The 19872-nt window shown below is 66.2% G+C and carries 13 protein-coding genes and 2 tRNA genes; 11 read left to right on the plus strand and 4 right to left on the minus strand.

The window, feature by feature from the left end:
• The first annotated feature begins 88 nt into the window (after positions 1 to 88).
• Genes RHOOR92_RS0100380 through murB form a run of 5 tightly spaced genes read left to right on the plus strand, consistent with a single transcriptional unit; the run spans position 89 to position 4012 of the window.
• On the plus strand, positions 89 to 391 hold the full coding sequence (locus RHOOR92_RS0100380) for a DUF4190 domain-containing protein (RefSeq protein WP_007509126.1): 303 nt from the start codon (positions 89 to 91) through the stop codon (positions 389 to 391).
• 7 nt (positions 392 to 398) lie between these two features.
• Positions 399 to 1160 carry an SDR family oxidoreductase gene (locus RHOOR92_RS0100385; protein ID WP_027484208.1) on the plus strand — a complete coding sequence of 254 codons (762 nt, stop codon included), beginning with the start codon at positions 399 to 401 and terminating at the stop codon, positions 1158 to 1160.
• On the plus strand, positions 1153 to 1932 hold the full coding sequence (locus tag RHOOR92_RS0100390) for a class I SAM-dependent methyltransferase (protein WP_027489279.1): 780 nt from the start codon (positions 1153 to 1155) through the stop codon (positions 1930 to 1932). The genes RHOOR92_RS0100385 and RHOOR92_RS0100390 overlap by 8 nt, the downstream gene beginning before the upstream one ends.
• 3 nt (positions 1933 to 1935) lie before the next feature.
• Positions 1936 to 2973, plus strand: a complete 1038-nt coding sequence (locus tag RHOOR92_RS0100395) for a quinone-dependent dihydroorotate dehydrogenase (protein ID WP_027484210.1) — start codon at positions 1936 to 1938, stop codon at positions 2971 to 2973.
• A gap of 10 nt (positions 2974 to 2983) precedes the next feature.
• Positions 2984 to 4012: a UDP-N-acetylmuramate dehydrogenase gene (gene murB, locus RHOOR92_RS0100400; RefSeq protein WP_027489280.1), complete on the plus strand. Its 1029-nt coding sequence runs from the start codon at positions 2984 to 2986 to the stop codon at positions 4010 to 4012.
• Positions 4013 to 4151: 139 nt separating this feature from the next.
• Here the strand turns inward: murB and RHOOR92_RS0100405 are convergent, their stop codons facing one another.
• Entirely contained in the window at positions 4152 to 5402 is a 1251-nt protein-coding gene (locus tag RHOOR92_RS0100405) for an MFS transporter (RefSeq protein ID WP_027489281.1), read from the minus strand.
• A gap of 240 nt (positions 5403 to 5642) precedes the next feature.
• Here RHOOR92_RS0100405 and ppk1 point away from each other — a divergent pair, with 240 nt between their 5' ends.
• Positions 5643 to 7808: a polyphosphate kinase 1 gene (gene ppk1 / locus RHOOR92_RS0100410; protein ID WP_027489282.1), complete on the plus strand. Its 2166-nt coding sequence runs from the start codon at positions 5643 to 5645 to the stop codon at positions 7806 to 7808.
• A 242-nt stretch (positions 7809 to 8050) separates the two neighbouring features.
• Positions 8051 to 8182 carry a hypothetical protein gene (locus tag RHOOR92_RS20035; RefSeq protein WP_255326658.1) on the plus strand — a complete coding sequence of 44 codons (132 nt, stop codon included), beginning with the start codon at positions 8051 to 8053 and terminating at the stop codon, positions 8180 to 8182.
• A gap of 58 nt (positions 8183 to 8240) precedes the next feature.
• Here the strand turns inward: RHOOR92_RS20035 and RHOOR92_RS0100420 are convergent.
• Both RHOOR92_RS0100420 and rnd read right to left on the minus strand, forming a co-directional pair.
• Positions 8241 to 8316, minus strand: a tRNA-Ala gene (locus RHOOR92_RS0100420).
• A gap of 60 nt (positions 8317 to 8376) precedes the next feature.
• Positions 8377 to 9492, minus strand: a complete 1116-nt coding sequence (gene rnd, locus RHOOR92_RS0100425; RefSeq protein ID WP_015448083.1) for a ribonuclease D — start codon at positions 9490 to 9492, stop codon at positions 8377 to 8379.
• 100 nt (positions 9493 to 9592) lie between these two features.
• On the opposite strand from rnd, the gene RHOOR92_RS0100430 reads away from it, so the two are divergent.
• The 4 genes from RHOOR92_RS0100430 to RHOOR92_RS0100445 all read left to right on the plus strand — a co-directional run bounded on the left by RHOOR92_RS0100430 (position 9593) and on the right by RHOOR92_RS0100445 (position 19653).
• On the plus strand, positions 9593 to 11527 hold the full coding sequence (locus tag RHOOR92_RS0100430) for a formylglycine-generating enzyme family protein (protein WP_015448082.1): 1935 nt from the start codon (positions 9593 to 9595) through the stop codon (positions 11525 to 11527).
• A 333-nt stretch (positions 11528 to 11860) separates the two neighbouring features.
• Positions 11861 to 12985 (plus strand): Fic family protein, encoded by a 1125-nt coding sequence (locus RHOOR92_RS0100435; RefSeq protein WP_027489283.1) that lies wholly within the window; start codon positions 11861 to 11863, stop codon positions 12983 to 12985.
• 3 nt (positions 12986 to 12988) lie between these two features.
• Positions 12989 to 16306, plus strand: a complete 3318-nt coding sequence (locus RHOOR92_RS0100440) for a site-specific DNA-methyltransferase (protein WP_027489284.1) — start codon at positions 12989 to 12991, stop codon at positions 16304 to 16306.
• Positions 16306 to 19653 (plus strand): DEAD/DEAH box helicase family protein, encoded by a 3348-nt coding sequence (locus RHOOR92_RS0100445; protein WP_027489285.1) that lies wholly within the window; start codon positions 16306 to 16308, stop codon positions 19651 to 19653. The genes RHOOR92_RS0100440 and RHOOR92_RS0100445 overlap by 1 nt, the downstream gene beginning before the upstream one ends.
• Positions 19654 to 19774: 121 nt before the next feature.
• Here the strand turns inward: RHOOR92_RS0100445 and RHOOR92_RS0100450 are convergent.
• Positions 19775 to 19860 (minus strand) — tRNA-Leu (locus RHOOR92_RS0100450).
• Positions 19861 to 19872: the final 12 nt, after the last annotated feature.

The following is a 19872-nucleotide window of genomic DNA, read 5'->3' on the forward strand; positions in this document are numbered from 1 at the left end:
GGAATGCGCCGGTCGCGGGCGGCTTGCCGCCCGCGACCGGCGGCAGTGCACGACGGCGCCTCCACCTCCTGCCTGAGCGAGCGATCCGATGAGCTACCAACCGTCCTACCGTCCGGGCACCACGACCAGCTCGCTGGCCGTGGTGAGCCTGGTTTTCGGCATTCTGGCCTGGTGCGTGCTGCCGTTCATCGGCGCCATCGTGGCGATCATCTGCGGCCACCTGGCGCGCGGCGAGATCCGCCGCAGCCCGCTCGACAATCGCACCGAGGGCGACGGCATGGCCGTGGCCGGGTTGGTGCTCGGCTACGTGCAGCTGGCCCTGTGCGTGCTGGGCGTGTTCCTGTTGATTGCGGTGCTGGTGTTCGGCTTCGCGTTTGCGGGCTGGCACTGACGCCCGCATGACGGCGGCCTTCGACTTCTCCGGGTATCGCGTCGTCGTCGCCGGCGGCAGCCGCGGCATCGGCCGCAGCATCGCGCTGGGCTTCGCCGAGGCCGGTGCAGCCGTCTCGATCTGCGCCCGCGGCGCCGCGGCGCTGGAGGAAACCCGCCAGGCGCTGGCGGCGCATGGCGCGCCGACGCATGCGCAGCGCTGTGACCTGGCCGACACCAGCGCCATCGACGCCTACATGGCGGACGCGGCGGCGGCGCTCGGCGGCATCGACGTGCTGGTCAACAACGCCAGCGGCTACGGCTTCGACGACAGCGACGAAGGCTGGCTGGCCGGCTTCAACGTGGACCTGATGGCGGCGGTACGCGCCTCGCGCGCGGCGCTGCCGCATCTGGCGTCGTCGCCGCACGGCTGCATCCTGCACACCAGCTCGATCGCCGCGTTCCGCCCGCGCGCCAGCGGCGCGGCGTATGCGGCGGTGAAGGCGGCGCTGAGCCAGTACACCACCTCGCAGGCGCTGGCGCTGGCGCCGCAGCGCATCCGCGTCAATGCGATCGCGCCCGGTTCGATCGCGTTCGCCGATGGCCTGTGGGATCGCCGTCGGGTGGGACAGCCGGAACTCTACCGCGCCACCCTGGCAAAGATCCCGTTCGGCCGCTTCGGCAAGCCGGAGGAAATCGCGCATGCCGCGTTGTTCCTGGCCTCGCCGTGGGCGGGCTGGATCACCGGCCACACCCTGGTCGTCGATGGCGGACAGATGCTCAATGGCTGACGAGAAGGCTTCCTTGCAGTCCACCGCGCGCTTCGGCGACCGCGTCGACGACTACGTGCGCTACCGGCCGGATTATCCGCCGGCGTTGCTGGACTGGCTGCAGCGCGAGCAGGGTGTGGACAACAGCTGGCGGGTGGCGGACATGGGCGCCGGCACCGGCATCTCCTCGAAGCTGTTCCTCGACGCCGGTCATCGGGTGACCGCGGTGGAACCGAATGCGCCGATGCGCGCCGCCGCCGAACACTGGCTGCAGGCGTACCCGGGCTTCGATGCGCTCGACGGCAGCGCCGACGCCAGCGGCCTGCCCGACGCCAGTGTGGACCTGATCGCCGTGGCGCAGGCCTTCCACTGGTTCGACGAGGAGGCGGTGCGGCGCGAGTTCGCCCGCATCCTGCGCCCGCGCGGGCTGGTGGCGATCTGGTGGAATTCGCGCCGGCTCGCCGGCACGCCGTTCCTGGAGGGCTACGAGGCGCTGCTCAACACCTACGGCACGGATTACGCCAAGGTGGTCGAGCGCTATGCCGACGATGCGCACATGCGCGCCTGGTTCGGCACCGGCTTTCGCGGCGCAGCCCGTTTCGAGCATGCGCAGCGGCTGGATTTCGAGGCCTTGCGCGGACGCCTGATGTCGTCCTCGTACGCGCCGAAGCCGGGCCACCCCCGGCATGAACCGATGCTGCGCGCACTGCGCGAACTGTTCCACGACTGCGCCGAGGACGGCGCGGTAAGCTTCGATTACCACACCCGCATCTTCGCGGGCCAACCGGCCTGACCCATGTACGACCTGCTGCGCCCGCTGCTGTTCAAGCTCGATGCCGAGACCGCGCATCGCGCCACCCTGTACGCACTGGGCGTGGCCCAGCGCAGCGGCTTTTCCCGCTGGATCGCCCGGCCGCCGGCGGACCTGCCGACGAAGGTGTTCGGCATCACCTTCCCGAACCCGGTCGGGCTGGCTGCGGGTCTGGACAAGAACGCCGAGCACCTGGACGCGCTCGATGCGCTGGGTTTCGGCTTCATCGAAGTGGGCACGGTGACGCCGAAGCCGCAGCCGGGCAACGACCGTCCGCGCCTGTTCCGTCTGCCGCGGCACGAGGCGATCATCAACCGCATGGGCTTCAACAACGCCGGCGTCGACGCGCTGGTGCGCAACGTGCAGCGCTCCGCCTACCACGGCGTGCTCGGCATCAACATCGGCAAGAACAAGGACACCCCGAACGAGAAGGCGGTCAGCGACTACCTGCTGTGCCTCACCCGCGTGTACGAGCTGGCCAGCTACGTCACGGTGAACATCTCCTCGCCGAACACCCAGGGCCTGCGCGACCTGCAGCAGGAGGCCACGCTGCGCCGTTTCATCTCGGTGCTGCGCGAGGCGCAGGAACGGCTCGGTTCGCAGCAGGGCCGGCGCAAGCCGATGCTGCTGAAGATCGCACCGGACCTTTCCGAGGCGGAGCTGGATTCGATCGCCGAGGTGCTGCTGCGCACCGGCATCGACGGCGTGATCTGCACCAACACCACGATCGACCATGCGGCGGTGGCCGATGACCTGCGCGGCAACGAAGCCGGCGGGCTGTCCGGCAAGCCGCTGTTCGACCGCTCCACCGCGGTGCTGGCCGGCATGCACAAGCGGCTGCAGGGGCGCATTCCGCTGATCGGCGTGGGCGGCATCCTGGACGGCAGCGATGCCGCCGAGAAGATGGAACTGGGCGCCTCGCTGGTGCAGTTGTATTCCGGCCTGATCTACCGCGGGCCGCCGCTGGTCGCCGAATGCGTCGACGAGATCCGCCGCCAGCGCGAGGCCGCCAATGTCGTCTGAACGTGTCGACATGGGCGGCTACGCGCTCATCGAAAACGCCTCGCTGGCCGCGCGCAACACGCTGCGCGTGGACGCGCGTGCGCGGCTGCTGGCGGAGATCCGCGACGCCGCGAAACTGCCCGAGCTGCTGGACTTCCCCGCCGTGCGCAGCGGTCGCCTGCTGGTGCTGGGCGAGGGCAGCAACGTGCTGTTCACCGGCGACTTCGACGGCACCGTGCTGGCGATGGCCACCCGCGGCGTGCAGGTGGAAAGCGATGGCGACGGCGCGCGTATCGCGGTGGCCGCCGGCGAGCGCTGGGACGATTTCGTGCGCTGGACCCTGGGCCAGGGCTATGCCGGCCTGGAGAACCTGATCCTGATCCCCGGCACGGTCGGTGCCGCGCCGATCCAGAACATCGGCGCCTACGGCTGCGAGGTGGCCGAGTTCATCGACAGCGTCGAGGCCTGGGATACCCACGAGCGGCAAGTGGCCACGCTGGACCGTGCTGCCTGCGCGTTCGCCTACCGCGATTCGCTGTTCAAGCACGAGCCCGGCCGCTACGTGGTTACCGCGGTGCGCTTTGTGCTGCCGCGCAGCCGCCCACTGCGCACCGACTACGCCGGCATCGACGAGGAACTGGCGAGGATGGGCGTGGACCGGCCCGCGCCGTTCCACGTTGCCGAGGCGGTGATGCGCCTGCGCTTGCGCAAGCTGCCCGATCCGGCGGTGATCGGCAACGCCGGCAGCTTCTTCAAGAACCCGATCGTCGATGCCGCGCTGGCCAACGCGCTGCAGCGCGAACACCCCGGCCTCGCTGCCTGGCCGCAACCCGACGGCCGCAGCAAGCTGTCCGCCGCGTGGCTGATCGAGAAAGCCGGCTTCAAGGGCCTGCGCGAAGGCGATGCCGGCATCTCCAACCGGCATGCGCTGGTGCTGGTCAACCACGGCCACGCCACCGGCCCGCAGTTGTGGGCGCTGGCGCAGCAGGTGATGCACGGCGTGCGCGAGAGGTTTGGCGTGCAGCTGGAGCCGGAGCCGGTGGTGATCGGCGCACGCTGAATTTTTGCGGGAGCACGCTCTGTGGGCGATGCTCTTGCTCTCGCTGCCTTCAGAGCGAAAAGCATCAGAGGCAAGAGCTTTCGTCTGCCATAGGCGCACGAAAGCTCTTGCCATTGGAACAACAAAAACTGCAGCAAAGCTACGCCGCGGGCGCCCGCTTCTCGATATCCGGCAAAAACACCGTGATCAGCCCCATCAGCGGCAGGTACGCGCACAGCCGGTAGACGTAGTCGATGCCGTGGGTGTCGGCCAGCCCGCCAAGCACGGCGGCGCCGATGCCGCCCATGCCGAAGGCCAGACCGAAGAACAGGCCCGAGATCATGCCGACACGGCCGGGAATCAGCTCCTGCGCGTAGACCAGGATCGCCGAGAACGCCGACGCCAGCACCAGGCCGATGAGCACCGTCAGCACGCCGGTCCACATCAGGCCCACGTGCGGCAACAGCAGGGTGAACGGCGCCACGCCGAGGATCGACACCCAGATCACCCACTTGCGCCCGATCCGGTCGCCGACCGGACCGCCGATCAGCGAGCCGGCGGCCACCGCGAACAGGAACACGAACAGGTGCACCTGCGCGCTCTGCACCGACACGCCGAACTTGTGGATCAGGTAGAAGGTGTAATAGCTGCTGAGGCTGGCCAGGTAGAAATACTTGGAGAAGATCAGCAGGCCGAGGATCGCCAGCGCGCCGATGATCTGCCGGGGCGACAGCGCGAGTATCGCAAAATGCCCCGCCGCCGCCTTGCGACGGACCGCGTGGTGATGGCTGTACCAGCGGCCGACCTGCAGCAGCACCACGATCGCCAGCAGCGCGGCCAGCGAGAACCACGCCACGCTGCCGCGCCCGTGCGGCACGATGATCCACGCCGCCAGCAGCGGCCCCAGCGACGAGCCGGTGTTGCCGCCGACCTGGAACAGCGACTGCGCCAGGCCGTGACGACCGCCGGAGGCCATCCGCGCCACGCGCGAGGACTCGGGATGAAACACCGACGAGCCGGTGCCGACCAGCGCCGCGGCGAGCAGCAGCACCGGAAAGTTCGGCGCCGTCGCCAGCAGCAACAGGCCGCACAGGGTGAAACCCATGCCCACCGGCAGCGAATACGGCATCGGGCGCCGATCCGTCACCATGCCCACCAATGGCTGCAGCAGCGAGGCAGTGAGCTGGAAGGTCAGCGTGATCAGGCCGACCTGGGCGAAACTGAGCTGGAAGTCGTGCTTGAGGATCGGATAGATCGCCAGGATCAGCGACTGGATCATGTCGTTGAGCATGTGCGCGAAGCTGATCCCGCCGAGCACCGTGAACTGGGTGCGTTCCCCGGCCGGTGCGACATCGGTCGGCGGCGTGAGGGCGACAGGGGACAGCGGAGCGGTCTCGACGCGAGTCTGCATGGGGCGTTCGTTCGGTGGGGTGGGCTCGGCCAGGAAGGCCGGTGGGGAGCGGCAACGATAGGGCAAACCGCCGCCGGCCAGCATGTGCCACCCGTTCGGTCGGCGGCCGATGTCATCCGGCAGTCAGGAAAATGCCGCAGGCTGAGCCCCGCCTGAGCCGCGAATGCCACGTTCGACCGGCCCCGTCCGCGGCGGGCTACCATGGGAGGCCGCCTCCCCCTTGCCGGACCCGGTGTACCGATGACCAGCCGCCTGATTCGCGAGACTTTGCCGACCGACGCCGCCGCGCCGGCCGCCAACGATGCCGCGTCGTCGACGCCCGGCCCGGACCTCGGTGACAGCCGCCTGTACATCCACCGCGAGCTGTCGCAGCTCAAGTTCAACATCCGCGTGCTGGACCAGGCGCTGGACGAGCGCACGCCGCTGCTGGAACGGCTGAAGTTCCTGCTGATCTTCTCCGCGAACATGGACGAGTTCTTCGAGATCCGCGTGGCCGGGCTGAAAGGGCAGATCGCGCTGGACCACGAGATGATCGGTCCGGACGGCATGGCGCCCAAACGCGCGCTGGCCGAGATCGCCGAGATCGCGCACCGGCAGATTGCGCGGCAATACACGATCCTCAACGAGCGCATCCTGCCGGAGCTGGCCACGCACGGCATCCGCATCGTGCGGCGCACGCAATGGACGCACAAGCAGAAGCTGTGGGTGCGGCGTTATTTCCGCGAGGAGGTGGCGCCGCTGGTCACCCCGATCGGGCTCGATCCGACCCATCCGTTCCCGCTGCTGGTCAACAAGAGCCTCAACTTCATCGTGCGGCTGGACGGCGTGGACGCGTTCGGCCGCGATTCGGGCCTGGCGATCGTGCCGGCGCCGCGCGTGCTGCCGCGGCTGATCCGCCTGCCGCTGGAGATCTGCGAGGACGGCGACAACTACGTGCTGCTGTCCTCGATCCTGCACGCGCATGCGGAGGAACTGTTTCCGGGCATGGACGTGCTCGGCTGCTACCAGTTCCGGTTGACCCGCAACGCCGACCTCACGCTCGACCCGGAAGACGTCGAGGACCTGGCGCTGGCGCTGCGCGGCGAGCTGTATTCGCGCCGCTTCGGCGATGCGGTGCGGCTGGAGGTGGCCGACAACTGTCCGAAGGAACTGACCGACTACCTGCTCAAGCAGTTCGGCCTCACCGAGTCGGAACTGTACGAGGTGAACGGCCCGGTGAACCTGGCGCGGCTGTTTCGTATCGCCAACAACGTCAGCTACCCGAAGCTGCAGTACCCGCCGTTCACGCCGGCGCTGCCGAAGGCGTTGCAGCACGCCGAGGACCTGTTCGAGGTCGTCGGCAAGCAGGATGTGCTGTTGCTGCATCCGTACGAGTCGTTCGCGCCGGTGGTCGACCTGCTGCGCCAGGCGTCGACGGATCCGAAAGTGCTGGCGATCAAGCAGACGCTGTACCGCACCAACGCGAACTCCGAGATCGTCGACGCGCTGGTCGACGCCGCCCGTGCCGGCAAGGAAGTGACCGCGGTGGTCGAGTTGCGCGCGCGCTTCGACGAGGAATCCAACCTCTCGCTCGCCTCGCGCCTGCAGCAGGCCGGGGCGATGGTGATCTACGGCGTGGTCGGCATCAAGACGCACGCCAAGCTGATGTTGATCCAGCGCCGTGAAGGCAGCGAGCTGGTGCGCTACGCCCACCTCGGCACCGGCAACTACCACACCGGCAACGCCCGGCTGTACACCGATTACAGCCTGCTCACCTCCGACGAGGCGCTGTGCGAGGACGTGCACAAGCTGTTCAGCCAACTCACCGGCATGGGCAAGGTGCTGCACATGAAGAAGCTGCTGCATGCGCCGTTCACGCTGAAGAAGACCCTGCTCGAACTGATCGCGCAGGAAACGGCCCATGCCGAAGCGGGCAGGCCGGCGCAGATCATCCTCAAGATCAATGCGCTGACCGAGCCGAAGATCATCCGCGCGCTGTACAAGGCCAGCATCGCCGGGGTGCAGGTGGACCTGATCGTGCGCGGCATCTGCTGCCTGCGCCCCGGCGTGGCGGGCGTGTCGGAAAACATCCGCGTGCGTTCGGTCATCGGCCGTTTCCTGGAGCACAGCCGCGCCTACTGGTTCGCCAACGACGGCGAGCCGCAGCTGTACCTGGCCAGCGCCGACCTGATGGAACGCAATCTCGATCGCCGCGTCGAGACCGCCTTCCCGGTCGAGGGCAAGAAACTGCAGCACCGCGTGCGCAACGCGCTGGAGCTGTATCTCACCGACAACGCCAGCGCCTCGTTGCTGCAGTCCGACGGCGAGTACCTGCGCCCCTCGCCGGCCGCCGGCGAACCCGTCCGCGACGTGCAGGCCGAGCTGATGGAGAAGCTGTGCGGAGCGGGGGCCGGCGGCGTGCAGTGAAGACCGCGTGGCGCTGGACGGCGCCGCGCTGGACGTGGTGCAGATCATGCAATCGCGCCACCGGCGGCTGTACGACCGTGCCTTCGGCGACGACCGCGCCGGCTGGCTCGCGGCCTCGCCGCTGCAGCAGCTGCAGGCGCCGGCCGCGCCGTTCCTCGCGGTGTGCTCCAGCCGCCGCGCGGACGCCTGCCCGCAGGCGCAGGCTTTCGTGGACAAGGCAGTCGCACTGGGCACGCGCGCAGGTGCTGCCCGAGGACCTCTCGCACGAACAGATCAACGAGCAGCTGGGCGCTCCCGGCGACTACACCAGCGAGGTCGAAACGTTCCTGCGCAGTCTCGGCCCCGACGTGGCGGGCACCTTCGACGGCCGGTAGCGCCGGCGCGGGAGCAACAAAAAAGCCCTCGGAGACCGAGGGCTTTTTTGTAAATCCGTGGTGGAGCGGATGGGGATCGAACCCACGACCTCCACGATGCGAACGTGGCGCTCTCCCAGCTGAGCTACCGCCCCACGGAAGTCGCGAATGTTAGCAGTGTGCGAGGGGGTTCGCCAAGACCTGATGTACCGGGCTCAGCCGGGCAACAGGCCGGGCAAGCGGTCATGCAGCACCTCGCGGCGCCAGCCGTCGAGGAAGTCGGGCCATTCGGCGGTGACCACGTATTCCTCCAGCACCTTGCGCGGGCACAGCAGGCCGGGCGGCAGGTCGAGTTCGTCGGCGCGGTGGTCGATCAGCGTCTTCATCGCCGCCAGCGCCTTCTTCGCCTCGCCCTGCGGGTGACCGGGGATGCGCGCGGTGGCGGCGATTTCCTCGTCGCCGACGGCGGCGGCGAGCAGCTCGAACAGCTCGCCGCGCTGGGCCGAACGCAGCGCACGTTGGCCGCGGCCACGCTGCTCGAGGTCGCCGAGGCTGCGCGGTGGCTGCTGCGCCAGGTTGAGCGCCAGCGCATCGTCGAGCAACCACGGACGCGGCACGTCGAGGCGGCGCGCGCTGCGCTCGCGCCACAACAGCAGTCGGCGCAGCAGGGCCTGTTGCGCGACCGGCCAGTCGGCGGCGCCGCGCAGCGCACGCTGTGGCTGCGGGTCGCCGTCGCGGCGGCTGGCGCGTTGCTTCAGGCGTGCGCAGTCCTCGGCGTGCCAGGCGCTGCGGTCACGCCGCTGCAGGCGTTCGGCCAGGCGTTCGTGGAGGGTTTTCAGGTACACCACGTCCAGCGTGGCGTAGGCGCGCTGCGACTCGGTGAGCGGGCGTTGCAGCCAGTCCGAACGGGTCTCGCCCTTGTCCAGATCCACCCCGGTCAGTTCGGCGACCAGCGCGCGGTAGCTCAGCCCCAGGCCCATGCCGGCGAAAGCAGCGGCGATCTGCGTGTCGAACAGCCGGCCCGGCCCCTCGGGCAGCAGCGGCGCGAGCGTCTCCAGGTCTTCGCCCGCGCTGTGCATGATGGTCATCGCGCCGTCCGCGCCAAGCAGCGGCTGCAGCGCCGCGCCGATGTCGAACGCGAGCGGGTCGATCAGCGCGTGGCGGCCGTTCCAGCCCAGCTGCAGCAGCGCCAGTTGCGGGTAGAACGTGTTGCGGCGCATGAACTCGGTATCCAGGCCGACGGCGGCATCGGCGGGTATCGCGGCCAGCCATGCCTGCAGCGCATCGGGGCGGTTGATCCAGTCGGCGGCAGCGGTTTCGGGTGGTGACATCGGTACTCCTTGGAAGGGCGCGGGCGCGGATTGCCCTGTCGGCGGTTTCTGCCTATGGTGGACAGCGCACGATAACAGGCCGCATCAAGGACGCCCATCCATGCCGAACAACGCAATCCTGCGCCGTCAACGCGCTCTCGGCGGAGGGCTCGGGGTGCTCGTGCTGGGGTTCGCGCTGCTGTATCACTTCTTCCCGCGGGTGTTCCACGTCGATCCGGCGCAGGCACCGCGCCGTTCGATGTCGATGGGAACCGTGGCGCCGGCCAGCGGCCTGCAGCCGGAGCGGCTGTCGGCGATCGGCGAGCTGAATGCCGGGCCGCCGCTGACGCTGGCGCCGGCGGCGGTGATTGCTGCGCGCGGCAGCCACAACGCGAACCTGCCCGAGCAGCTGAGTGCGGACCCGCCGGAGGTGCGGGCCTTGCTGGAGCAGGCCACCCGCGCGCTGCATGCCGGCCGGCTGGTCGGTGCCGCGGACAGCGCCGCCGCGTTGTTCCAGCAGGCGCTGAAGACCAAGCCGGACAGCCGCCGCGCGGTGCAGGGCCTGTTCGACGTGCATGCGCGGCTGGTGGCGGAGATCGACCAGGACATCGCGGTGGGCGACGCCGACGCGGCGCAGGATCTGCTCGGTGCGCTGCGCACGCTGCCCAACGCCGAGACCGAAGTGACGCAACTGGAGGCGAGCCTGAAGGTCCTGGAGCAGGTGCGGCCGATGCTGGCCAAGGCCGCCGGCCTGCTGCAGCAGGGCAAGGCCGATCGGCCTGCCGGCGGCAGCGCGCTGGAGCTGTACCGCGAGGTGCAGAAGCTCGACCCGCAGAACGCGGTGGCCGAGCAGGGCATCTTCCAGGTGCAGCGGGCGGTGCTCGATCGCGCGCTGGCGGCGGTGGCGCAGAACGATTTTGCCGGAGCCGATCGCGAACTGGCCGCGGCGCAGGCAATCCGCCCCGGTTCGCAGCAGATGATCGACGTGCACAAACGCGTGGACGACATGCGCGAGCAGCGTGCGAACGGCATGCTGGCGCAGGCGCACTCGGCACTGGACGCCGGCAACGTCGAACTGGCGACCAGGCTGGCCGCGCAGGTGCGCGCGATCGCCCCGGGCTTGGCGGCGCTGGCGGCGTTCGACGAGCAGCTGACCAACGCGCGCCTGTACGCCAGCTTCAAGCCCGGCCAGGTGTTCACCGATCGCTACGTCGACCTGCCGGGCAAGACGCCGGCGATGGTGGTGATCCCCACCGGCAGTTTCCGCATGGGCGCCTCCGCCGACGACGACCGCAGCGCTACCGCGCAGCCGCAGCATACGGTCACCATCGGCAAGGGCTTCGCGATGGCGCGCAGCGCGGTGACCGTGGCGCAGTTCCGCGAATTCGTGCGCGCCAGCAACTACGTGCCCGATTCGATCCGGCTGGGCGGCGCCAGCGTGTACGACGAGCGCAGCGGCGCGCTGCGCGAGGACAGCGCGGCCAGCTGGCAGGACGACTACGCCGGCCGCAAGGCCGACGACGACCTGCCGGTGGTGAACGTCTCCTGGAACGATGCCAAGGCGTATGCCGACTGGCTCAGCCAGCGTACCGGCAAGACTTATCGGCTGCCCAGCGAGGCGGAGTTCGAATACGCGCTGCGCGGCGGCACCCGCAGCCGCTACTGGTGGGGCGACGATGCGCCGAAGCACACGGTGGAGAACCTGACCGGCTCCGGCGACCGCTCGCGCAGCGGCCGCCGCTGGAGCCACGCCTTCCGCAACTACCGCGACGGCTACTGGGGGCCGGCGCCGGTGATGAGCTTCGCCGCCAACCCGTTCGGCCTGTACGACATCAACGGCAACGTCTCCGAGTGGGCGCTGGACTGCTGGCACGACAACTACATCCGCGCACCGGACGACGGCAGCGCCTGGATCAACCCGGGTTGCCGCTCCCACGTGCTGCGCGGCGGCTCGTGGGGCAGCTCCCCGGAGCAGGTGGATTCGACCTACCGCCAGGGCGCCGACGGCGACCTGCGCAGCGGCCGCGTGGGTTTTCGCGTGGTGCGCGAACTGTAGGTACGAAAAACCGGACTGATTCGTGATGGAGCGGGTAGGGATGATCGAGACCACGGATGTCGCCAGCGGCGGGAGATCTTTGACGTCGAAGACGCGATCGAGGCCAAGCGGGATGCCCTGATCGCCGCACCGGAGCGCCGGCTCAACCAGCGCAGCCGCAGCGTCTCCCCGTTCCTGTTGCGCTGGAGCCTGGTTTGAAGCTGGACAGGCCATTCCATCGACATATAGGCAAAATGTGTCGATAAATTGTTTGTTTTTCGACGTTTTATGGGCTAATGTCGACGCCTTCGACATGTCGTCAAAACGTGTCGATGACCCAGGGGAACCATCGACATGCCTTTTGATCCACAGCGGCCCCATGACGACCTGCCGGTGCTGCCACCGGCGGCTGACATCGAATCGCGGCCCCTGCTCAAGGCCTGCATCGAGGCCCGCACCGCCCTGGCCGAGCTCAAGAGCGTGGGCGCCGCCATCCCCAACCAGGCCGTCCTCATCAACACCATCCCGTTGCTGGAAGCCCAGGCCAGCAGCGAGATCGAGAACATCGTCACCACCAGCGATGCGCTGTTCCGTTTTGCCCAGGACGAGCAGGCCGCCGATCCGGCCACCAAGGAGGCGCTGAACTACCGCGCCGCCCTGCGCGAGGGATTCGATTCGCTGGCCGAGCGCCCGCTCGGCACCGGCACCGCCGTGCGCGTGTGCAGCCGCTTGAAGAACCGCGACATGGATGTCCGCCGCGTCCCCGGTACCGCGCTCAAGAATGCCGCCACCGGCGAAGTCGTCTACACCCCGCCCCAGGGCGAGGCGCTGCTGCGCGGCAAGCTCGCCAACTGGGAGCGCTTCATCCACGACGCCACGGACATCGATCCGCTGATCCGCATGGCCGTCGCGCATTACCAGTTCGAGGCCATCCATCCGTTCCTCGACGGCAACGGCCGCACCGGCCGCGTGCTCAACCTGCTGATGTTGGTGGAGCAGGGACTGCTGGATCAACCCGTGCTGTACCTGTCCCGCCACATCCTGCGCCATCGCATCGACTACTACCGCCGGCTGCTTGCCGTCACCCGCGACGGCGCGTGGCAGGACTGGATCGCCTTCATGCTCGATGCGGTCGCCCAGACCGCGCGCTGGACCGGCGACAAGATCCGCGCGATCCAGGCCTTGCACGCGCAGGCCACGGACTTCGTGCGCATGCACGCGCCGAAAATCTACAGCCGCGAGCTGGTCGATGCCCTGTTCGTGCAGCCGTACTGCCGCATCCAGAACCTGGTGGACGGCGGCATCGCCAAACGCCAGACCGCCTCGGTCTACCTCAAGCAGCTGGCCGATCTGGGCATGCTGGTCGAGGTCAAGGTCGGACGCGAAAAGCTGTTCCTGCATCCCAACTTCGTCCGCCTGCTCACCAGCGACGACCATCCCGTGCTGCCCTACGGCAGTACCGCAAGCCGGAAAGACTGATCCATGACCGACACCCATCCCGCCAAGTTCAACAAGCTGGTCACCCTGCTGAAAGAGCTGTTCCAGCTCGATCAGCCGGATCTGGACTTCGGCATTTACCGGATCATGCACGCCAAGGCCGGCGAGGTGACCCAGTTCCTGCAGCGCGACCTGCTGCCGCAGGTCAAGGAAGCCTTCGCCCAGTACCAGTCGGCGGACAGTGCCGAGCTGAAGAAGAAGCTGGGGCAGATGATCGCCCAGCTCACCGAAGCCGGCGTCGATCCGGAAACCGCGCCCAAGGTGCGAGAGCTGCGCGAGCAACTCAAGAGCGCGATCGACCTCGGCGCGCTGGAAAACGAAACCTATGACCACCTCTACAGCTTCTTCCGCCGCTATTACTCCGAAGGCGACTTTCTCGCCAAGCGCGTCTACAAGCCGGGCGTGTACGCCATCCCCTACGAGGGCGAGGAAGTCACCCTGCATTGGGCCAACAAAGACCAGTACTACATCAAGACCAGCGAATACCTGCGCGATTACGCCTTCCGCCTGAAGCCCGAGGCCGGCGAAGGCGAAGACCCACTGCGCGTGCACTTCAAGCTGGTGGATGCCGCCGAGGGCGAGCACGGCAACGTCAAGGCTGCCGAGGGCAAGGATCGGGTGTTCGTGCTGACGGCCGAGGACTTCATTGGCATCGCAAACGGCGAGCTGGAAATCCGCTACGAATACCGTCCGGCCATGTTGGACGATTGGTCCGCCGACCAGCGCGAAGGCAAGAAGAAGCCGCCGGCGCAGAAGGACCTGATCGCGCAGACCGTCGCCGCTGTGCGACGCGCAGCGTCGCACAGCACGCTGCAGTCCTGGCTGGATGAACTGACCAGGCCGCACATCAAGGCCGACGGCGAACCGGCCGACTACACCCGCCTGGAAGCGCACCTGCGCCGCTATGCCGCGCGCAACACCTTCGACTACTTCATCCACAGGGACCTGGGCGGCTTTCTGCGCCGCGAGCTGGATTTCTACATCAAGAACGAGGTGATGCACCTCGATGACGTGGAAAGCGAAACTGCGGCCAAGGTCGAGCAGTACCTGTCGAAGATCAAGGTGATCCGCCGCATCGCCGGCAAGATCATCGACTTCCTGGCGCAGCTGGAGAACTTCCAGAAGAAGCTGTGGTTGAAGAAGAAGTTCGTGGTCGGTTCGGACTGGCTGGTAGCGATCTCGCAGGTGCCGGAAGAACTGTTGCCGGAGGTGTGCGCGAATGCCGCGCAGCTCGAGGAATGGAGGGCGCTGCATTCGTTGCATGAGCTGCCGGCGGATCTCACCCGGCCGGCGTACAGCGAACCGCTGACGCCGGAGTATCTGCGGGCGCATCCGAGCCTGACGGTGGATACCCAGTACTTCGATGCCGCATTCGTAGCGCGGTTAAGGGAGGCGTTTGGTGATATCGATGAAAAGGCCGATGGTGTACTGGTGAGCAGCGAGAACTTTCAGGCATTGTCGCTGATTCAAACGCGTTACCGGGAGAAAGTGCAATGCTTTTACATTGATCCTCCTTACAACACCGGTGGCGACGGATTTGCGTATAAGGATGCCTATCAACACTCGAGTTGGCTGGCTATGCTCGATTCGCGGCTGGTGTTGACTCACGACATCCTCGCGGACAATGGGACATTCATCTCCAATATTGATGAACACGAATACGAGCGTCTCAGCCTAATTTTGGATCAGTATTTTAATCCAGAGAATCGCATCGGCTCGCTCGTTTGGAAGGGTGCAACTGACAATAATCCAACGCGCATCGCTATCGAGCATGAGTACTTGCTCTGTTTTGCAAAAGACAAGACGAATGTCGATGAGCATTGGAGTACAAGAACGAGCCAGCAAAAGGAGCTAATGCTTGATGCGTATTCACGTATACGGAAATCCGCAACATCGGTAGATGAGATTGCAGAGAAGTTTGCGGAGTTTGCAGCGGAGAATAGAGAAGAGCTCGGCGATCTATATCGCTATCGACGCGTTGATGACGTCGGCCCATATGCGGCCAGAAGGAATATGGATAACCCAGGCAAGCGTGGATACGACTACGACGTCATACATCCGGTGACGAAGAAGCCATGCGCGCGCCCCTATTGGGGCTGGCGGTTTCCGCCAAAGACTATGGAGCGGATGCTCGTCGAAGACCGAATTATTTTTGGAGACACCGAAGAAAAGCTCCCGGAGCTCAAGGTCTACTTGTCGGAGGTGAAGTTCCCGTTGCGAAGCATGTTCTCGCTCGACGCGCGAAAGGGGTCAAATGATCTCGATCGACTGTTCGGTGCGCGCGACATATTCAAGAACCCAAAGCCCGTTGAGCTTATTACTTACGTCGTTCCCTTCATGACGACGCGAGATGCGCTACTTGCTGATTTTTTTGCAGGTTCTGGAACGACCGGTCACGCGATTATCAACATGAACCGCGAAGATGCAGGCTCAAGGAAGTTTGTCTTGATTGAATCGGGTGAACACTTTGATTCCGTGCTCGTTCCGCGCCTAAAGAAGGTGGGGTTCACGCCGGAATGGAAGGATGGCAAGCCGGTTCGTGCGGCCACCGCCGAAGAAGCCGAACGCAGCCCGCGCCTGATCAAAGTCCTGCGCCTCGAATCCTACGAAGACACCCTCAACAACCTCACACTGTCCCGCAGCACCCATCAACAGGCCGCGCTGGACTTCAACGCTGCCCAAGGCGCCGACGGCCTGCGCGAGCAATACCTGCTGCGCTATCAGCTGGACATGGAATCCCGCAGCAGTGCCTCGCTGCTGGACATCCAGGCATTCTCCGACCCCACCGCCTACAAGCTGCTGGTCAAGCCCCCTGGCAGCGACGAAAGCCGCGAGGTCAACGTCGACCTGCTGGAAACCTTCAACTGGCTGCTGGGCTTGACCGTGCAGCACATCGCCGCACCGCGTAGCTTCAGTGCCGAGTTCGAGCGCGACAGCGAAGGGCGGTTGCGGCTCAAGGGGCGGTTGAAGCAAAGCAAGAGCGGCCTTCACCCCGGCCCTCTACCGCATGCGGGAAAGGGAGAAAAACAGTGGTGGTTCCGCACCGTCACTGGCACCACGCCGGAAGGCCGCAAGACCCTGGTGATCTGGCGCAAGCTCACCGGCGACGCGGAACAGGACAACCTGGTGCTGGAAACCTGGTTCCGCGACAAGCAGGCCTTCTCCGTGCGCGACACCGAGTTCGACCTGATCTACGTCAATGGCGACAACACGCTGGAAAACCTGCGCCTGCCCGACGAGTCCTGGAAGGTGCGCCTGACCGAGGAAGACTTCCAGCGCCTGATGTTCGAGGGGACGGACTGATGCCACGCGGACGCCCACGCGGCACCGCCGCCACACCTGCACGCGCCGCACGCGCGCCGCGCACCCGCGCTGCGCAGGCGATCGAGTTCACCCAGTCGCTGGTGCTGAACCAGTGGCTGTTCAGCCTGTTCGGGCTGGATAGTACCGACGGCGCGTACACGCTCGATGGCCGCCGGGTGTCGCTGCTGGAGGCGTTCAAGCAGCGCTTCCAGCTCAACGAGCACAGCGAGGAAGGACTGGACGAGAACAACGTCCACCGCTTCCACCACGCATTGGTCAACCAGATCACCGGCGAGCTGCCGGGCATCGGCAAGGACGAGCTGCTGGCCTTCGACCAGAACATCGTGCGCCATACCCTGGCGATGAACGCGCAGCGCGAGCTGCGCCGCGAGCGCCCGGTGGTGTGGAAGTACTACCAGTACCTGGCCCTGCTGTTCGTCGAGATCTATCTGGACCGCTACTTCCGCGATCCGCAGGCATTGGCGCAGGCACTCAACGTCCATATCGCCAAGTTCAACGAGGGCAAGGAGGAAGGCCAGCAACTGCCGGCGCTGGACGAAGGCCGCGATGCCGCGCCGGGCCTGAACAAGCTGGCGCTGTGGTGCGCCACCGGCAGCGGCAAGACCCTGCTGATGCACGTCAACCTGCGCCAGTACCAGCATCATCTGGCGCTGGCGGGGCGCGGCGGTGAACTGAATCGCATCCTGCTGCTGACCCCCAACGAGGGCCTGAGCAACCAGCACCTTCAGGAGTTCAGCGCCGCCGGCATCGAGGCCGAGCTGTTCGACAAGAATGCGCGCGGCCTGTTCGTCGGCAGGGCGGTGGAGATCATCGACATCCACAAACTGGCCGACGAAATGGGCGACAAGACCGTCGCGGTGGATGCCTTCGAGAGCGGCAATCTGGTGCTGGTGGACGAAGGCCACCGCGGCGCCTCCGGCGGCGAGGAAGGCAAGTGGCTGGTCCGGCGCGACCAGCTCTGCGAGAAGGGTTTTTCGTTCGAGTACTCGGCCACCTTCAAGCAGGCGGTCAAGGGCAATGTGCCACTGTCGCGCCGCTACGCGCGCAGCATCGTGTTCGACTATTCCTATCGCTACTTCTACAACGACGGCTACGGCAAGGATTACCAGATCCTCAACCTGGACGACGCCATAGAGCAGTCCAGCCTGGATCGCTACCTGACCGCCTGCCTGTTGGCAGCCTGGCAGCAACGGCGACTGTTCGACGATCGGCAGGTCGCGTTGCAGCCGTTCAACATCGCGCGGCCGTTGTGGATTTTTGTCGGCGGTAGCGTCAATGCCGTGCGCACCGAGAATCGGCGTACGGTCTCCGACGTCACCGAGATCCTGCTGTTCCTGTCGCGGTTCACCGGCGAGCGGGCGAAGTCGGAGCGGGCCATCGGCGAGATTCTCGGCGGTGGATTGGCCACCGCCACGAGCCAGAACCCGTTCGCCAACCGCTTCGGCTACCTCGCGGAGCTGAACCTGTCGCCGGCCGAGGCCTTCGCCGACATCTGCGCGCGGCTGTTCAATGCCCCCGGCGGTGGTGCGCTGCACGTGGAGTACCTGAAGGGTGCGGACGGCGAGCTGGCGCTGAAGCTGGGCAACAACGATCCCTTCGGCGTCATCAACGTCGGCGACGCGAAGAAGCTCTACGACCTGTGCGATGCCACGCCCGGCCTGGTGGCCGAGGAGCGCGACTTCGCCGGTTCGATGTTCCGTCGCATCAATGATCGCGACAACAAGATCAGCCTGCTGATCGGTTCGCGCAAGTTCACCGAAGGCTGGAACAGCTGGCGTGTAAGCACGCTGGGCCTGATGAAGATCGGCCAGAGCGAAGGTGCGCAGATCATCCAGTTGTTCGGTCGTGGCGTGCGCCTGAAGGGCTACGGCCACAGCCTGAAACGCAGCAAGGCGCTGCGGCTTCCGACTGGCGCTGAGCGGCCGCGCCACATCGAACTGCTGGAGACCTTGAATGTATTCGGCATCCATGCCGGCTACATGGCCCAGTTCAAGCAATTCCTCGAAGACGAAGGCCTGCCGCCGGATCAGGATGCCGAGCAAATCGTGCTGCCGGTGCTGCGCAACCTGGGCACGCACAAGCTCAAGGTCATTCGCCTGAAGCCGGAGATCAATGGCGTCCAGACCGCCTTCGGCACGGCCTTCCGCCAGCTCGCACCGATCCCCGAGCTGGCACCGCCGCAGGACGAGGGCGACCTGTGGCTGCTGCGCAACAAGGTGCAGCTCAACTGGTACCCCAAGATACAGGCGATGAAGGCGGCGGGCCTGGCCGGCGGCGACGGCGCCGCCGCACTGGAGCACGGCAAGCTCACCGCCCGGCATGTCGCCTTGCTCGACATCGATCGTGCCTGGTACGAGCTGCTGAGCTACAAGAACGAGCGTGGCTGGCACAACTACAACATTCCGCGCAGTGCCGTCGAAGTCCTGCTGGCTGACGACGACTGGTACGAGCTGCTGATTCCCGCGTCGATGCTGGCGCTGGACGATTTCAGCAAGGTGATGGCGTGGCAGCAGATCGCGGAAACGCTGCTCAAGAAATACGCCGAGCGCTATTACAGCTTTCGCAAGAAGGGCTGGGAGGAACCGCACCTGGAGTACGCCGAGCTGACCGCGGACGATCCGAACTTTCCGGAAGCCGGCACCGGCATCGGCGAGGACCAGGGTGTGTACCGCGTGTCGGTGGAGAAATCCGAAGCGACGCTGATCACCCAGCTCAAGCAACTGGGCGAGGAACTGCGCAAACGCTCGGGGCTGGCCGACAAGGCGTACAACGGCGCGCAGGCGAAGCTGGAAGTGCTGTCGTTCAAGGGCCACCTGTACGAGCCACTGATCAAGGCCAGCGGTGCGACCATCAGCGTCAAGCCTGTGGCGTTGAACGACGGCGAGATGCGCTTCGTGCATCGCTTGAAGGACTATTGCGCTGCGCATGCTGATGAGTTCGTGGACAAACCGCTGTTCCTGCTGCGCAACATGAGCAAGGGTCGTGGCGTCGGCTTCTTCGAGGCCGGTAACTTCTATCCGGACTTCATCGTCTGGCGCATCGACGGCGACAAGCAACGGATCACCTTCGTTGATCCCAAGGGCATCCGCCAGCTGAGCTGGGCGAACGAGCCCAAGCTCGATTTCCACCAGACCATCCGCGAGATGGAGACGCGCATGGGCGACGCGAATGTCAGCCTGCGCAGCTTCATCGTGTCGGTCACGTCAGCGGCGGAGATGGCGCGGCACTGGGGCGTTACCGCCAAGGAAATGGCCGATCGCAACATCCTGTTCGACGAGGATGAGTATTACGTGGATCGCCTGGCGTCGGAGACCGTGCCTGCGTGATCGTCTGGGTATGTTCGACTTGTAAGCCGAGGTCCGGGTCTTGGCCGAACCTGGGACGGTTAAGTGCCGCGGACAGGATTTGCGGGACAAAAACAAAGGCCCCGAACGGGGCCTTGGTCATTGGTACCGGTGAGAGGACTCGAACCTCCACTGTGTCACCACAAGCGGATTTTGAGTCCGCCGCGTCTACCATTCCGCCACACCGGCATGTGCGAGCAG

It is taken from the genome of Rhodanobacter sp. OR92 (genome assembly GCF_000427545.1).
Lineage (GTDB): Bacteria > Pseudomonadota > Gammaproteobacteria > Xanthomonadales > Rhodanobacteraceae > Rhodanobacter > Rhodanobacter denitrificans.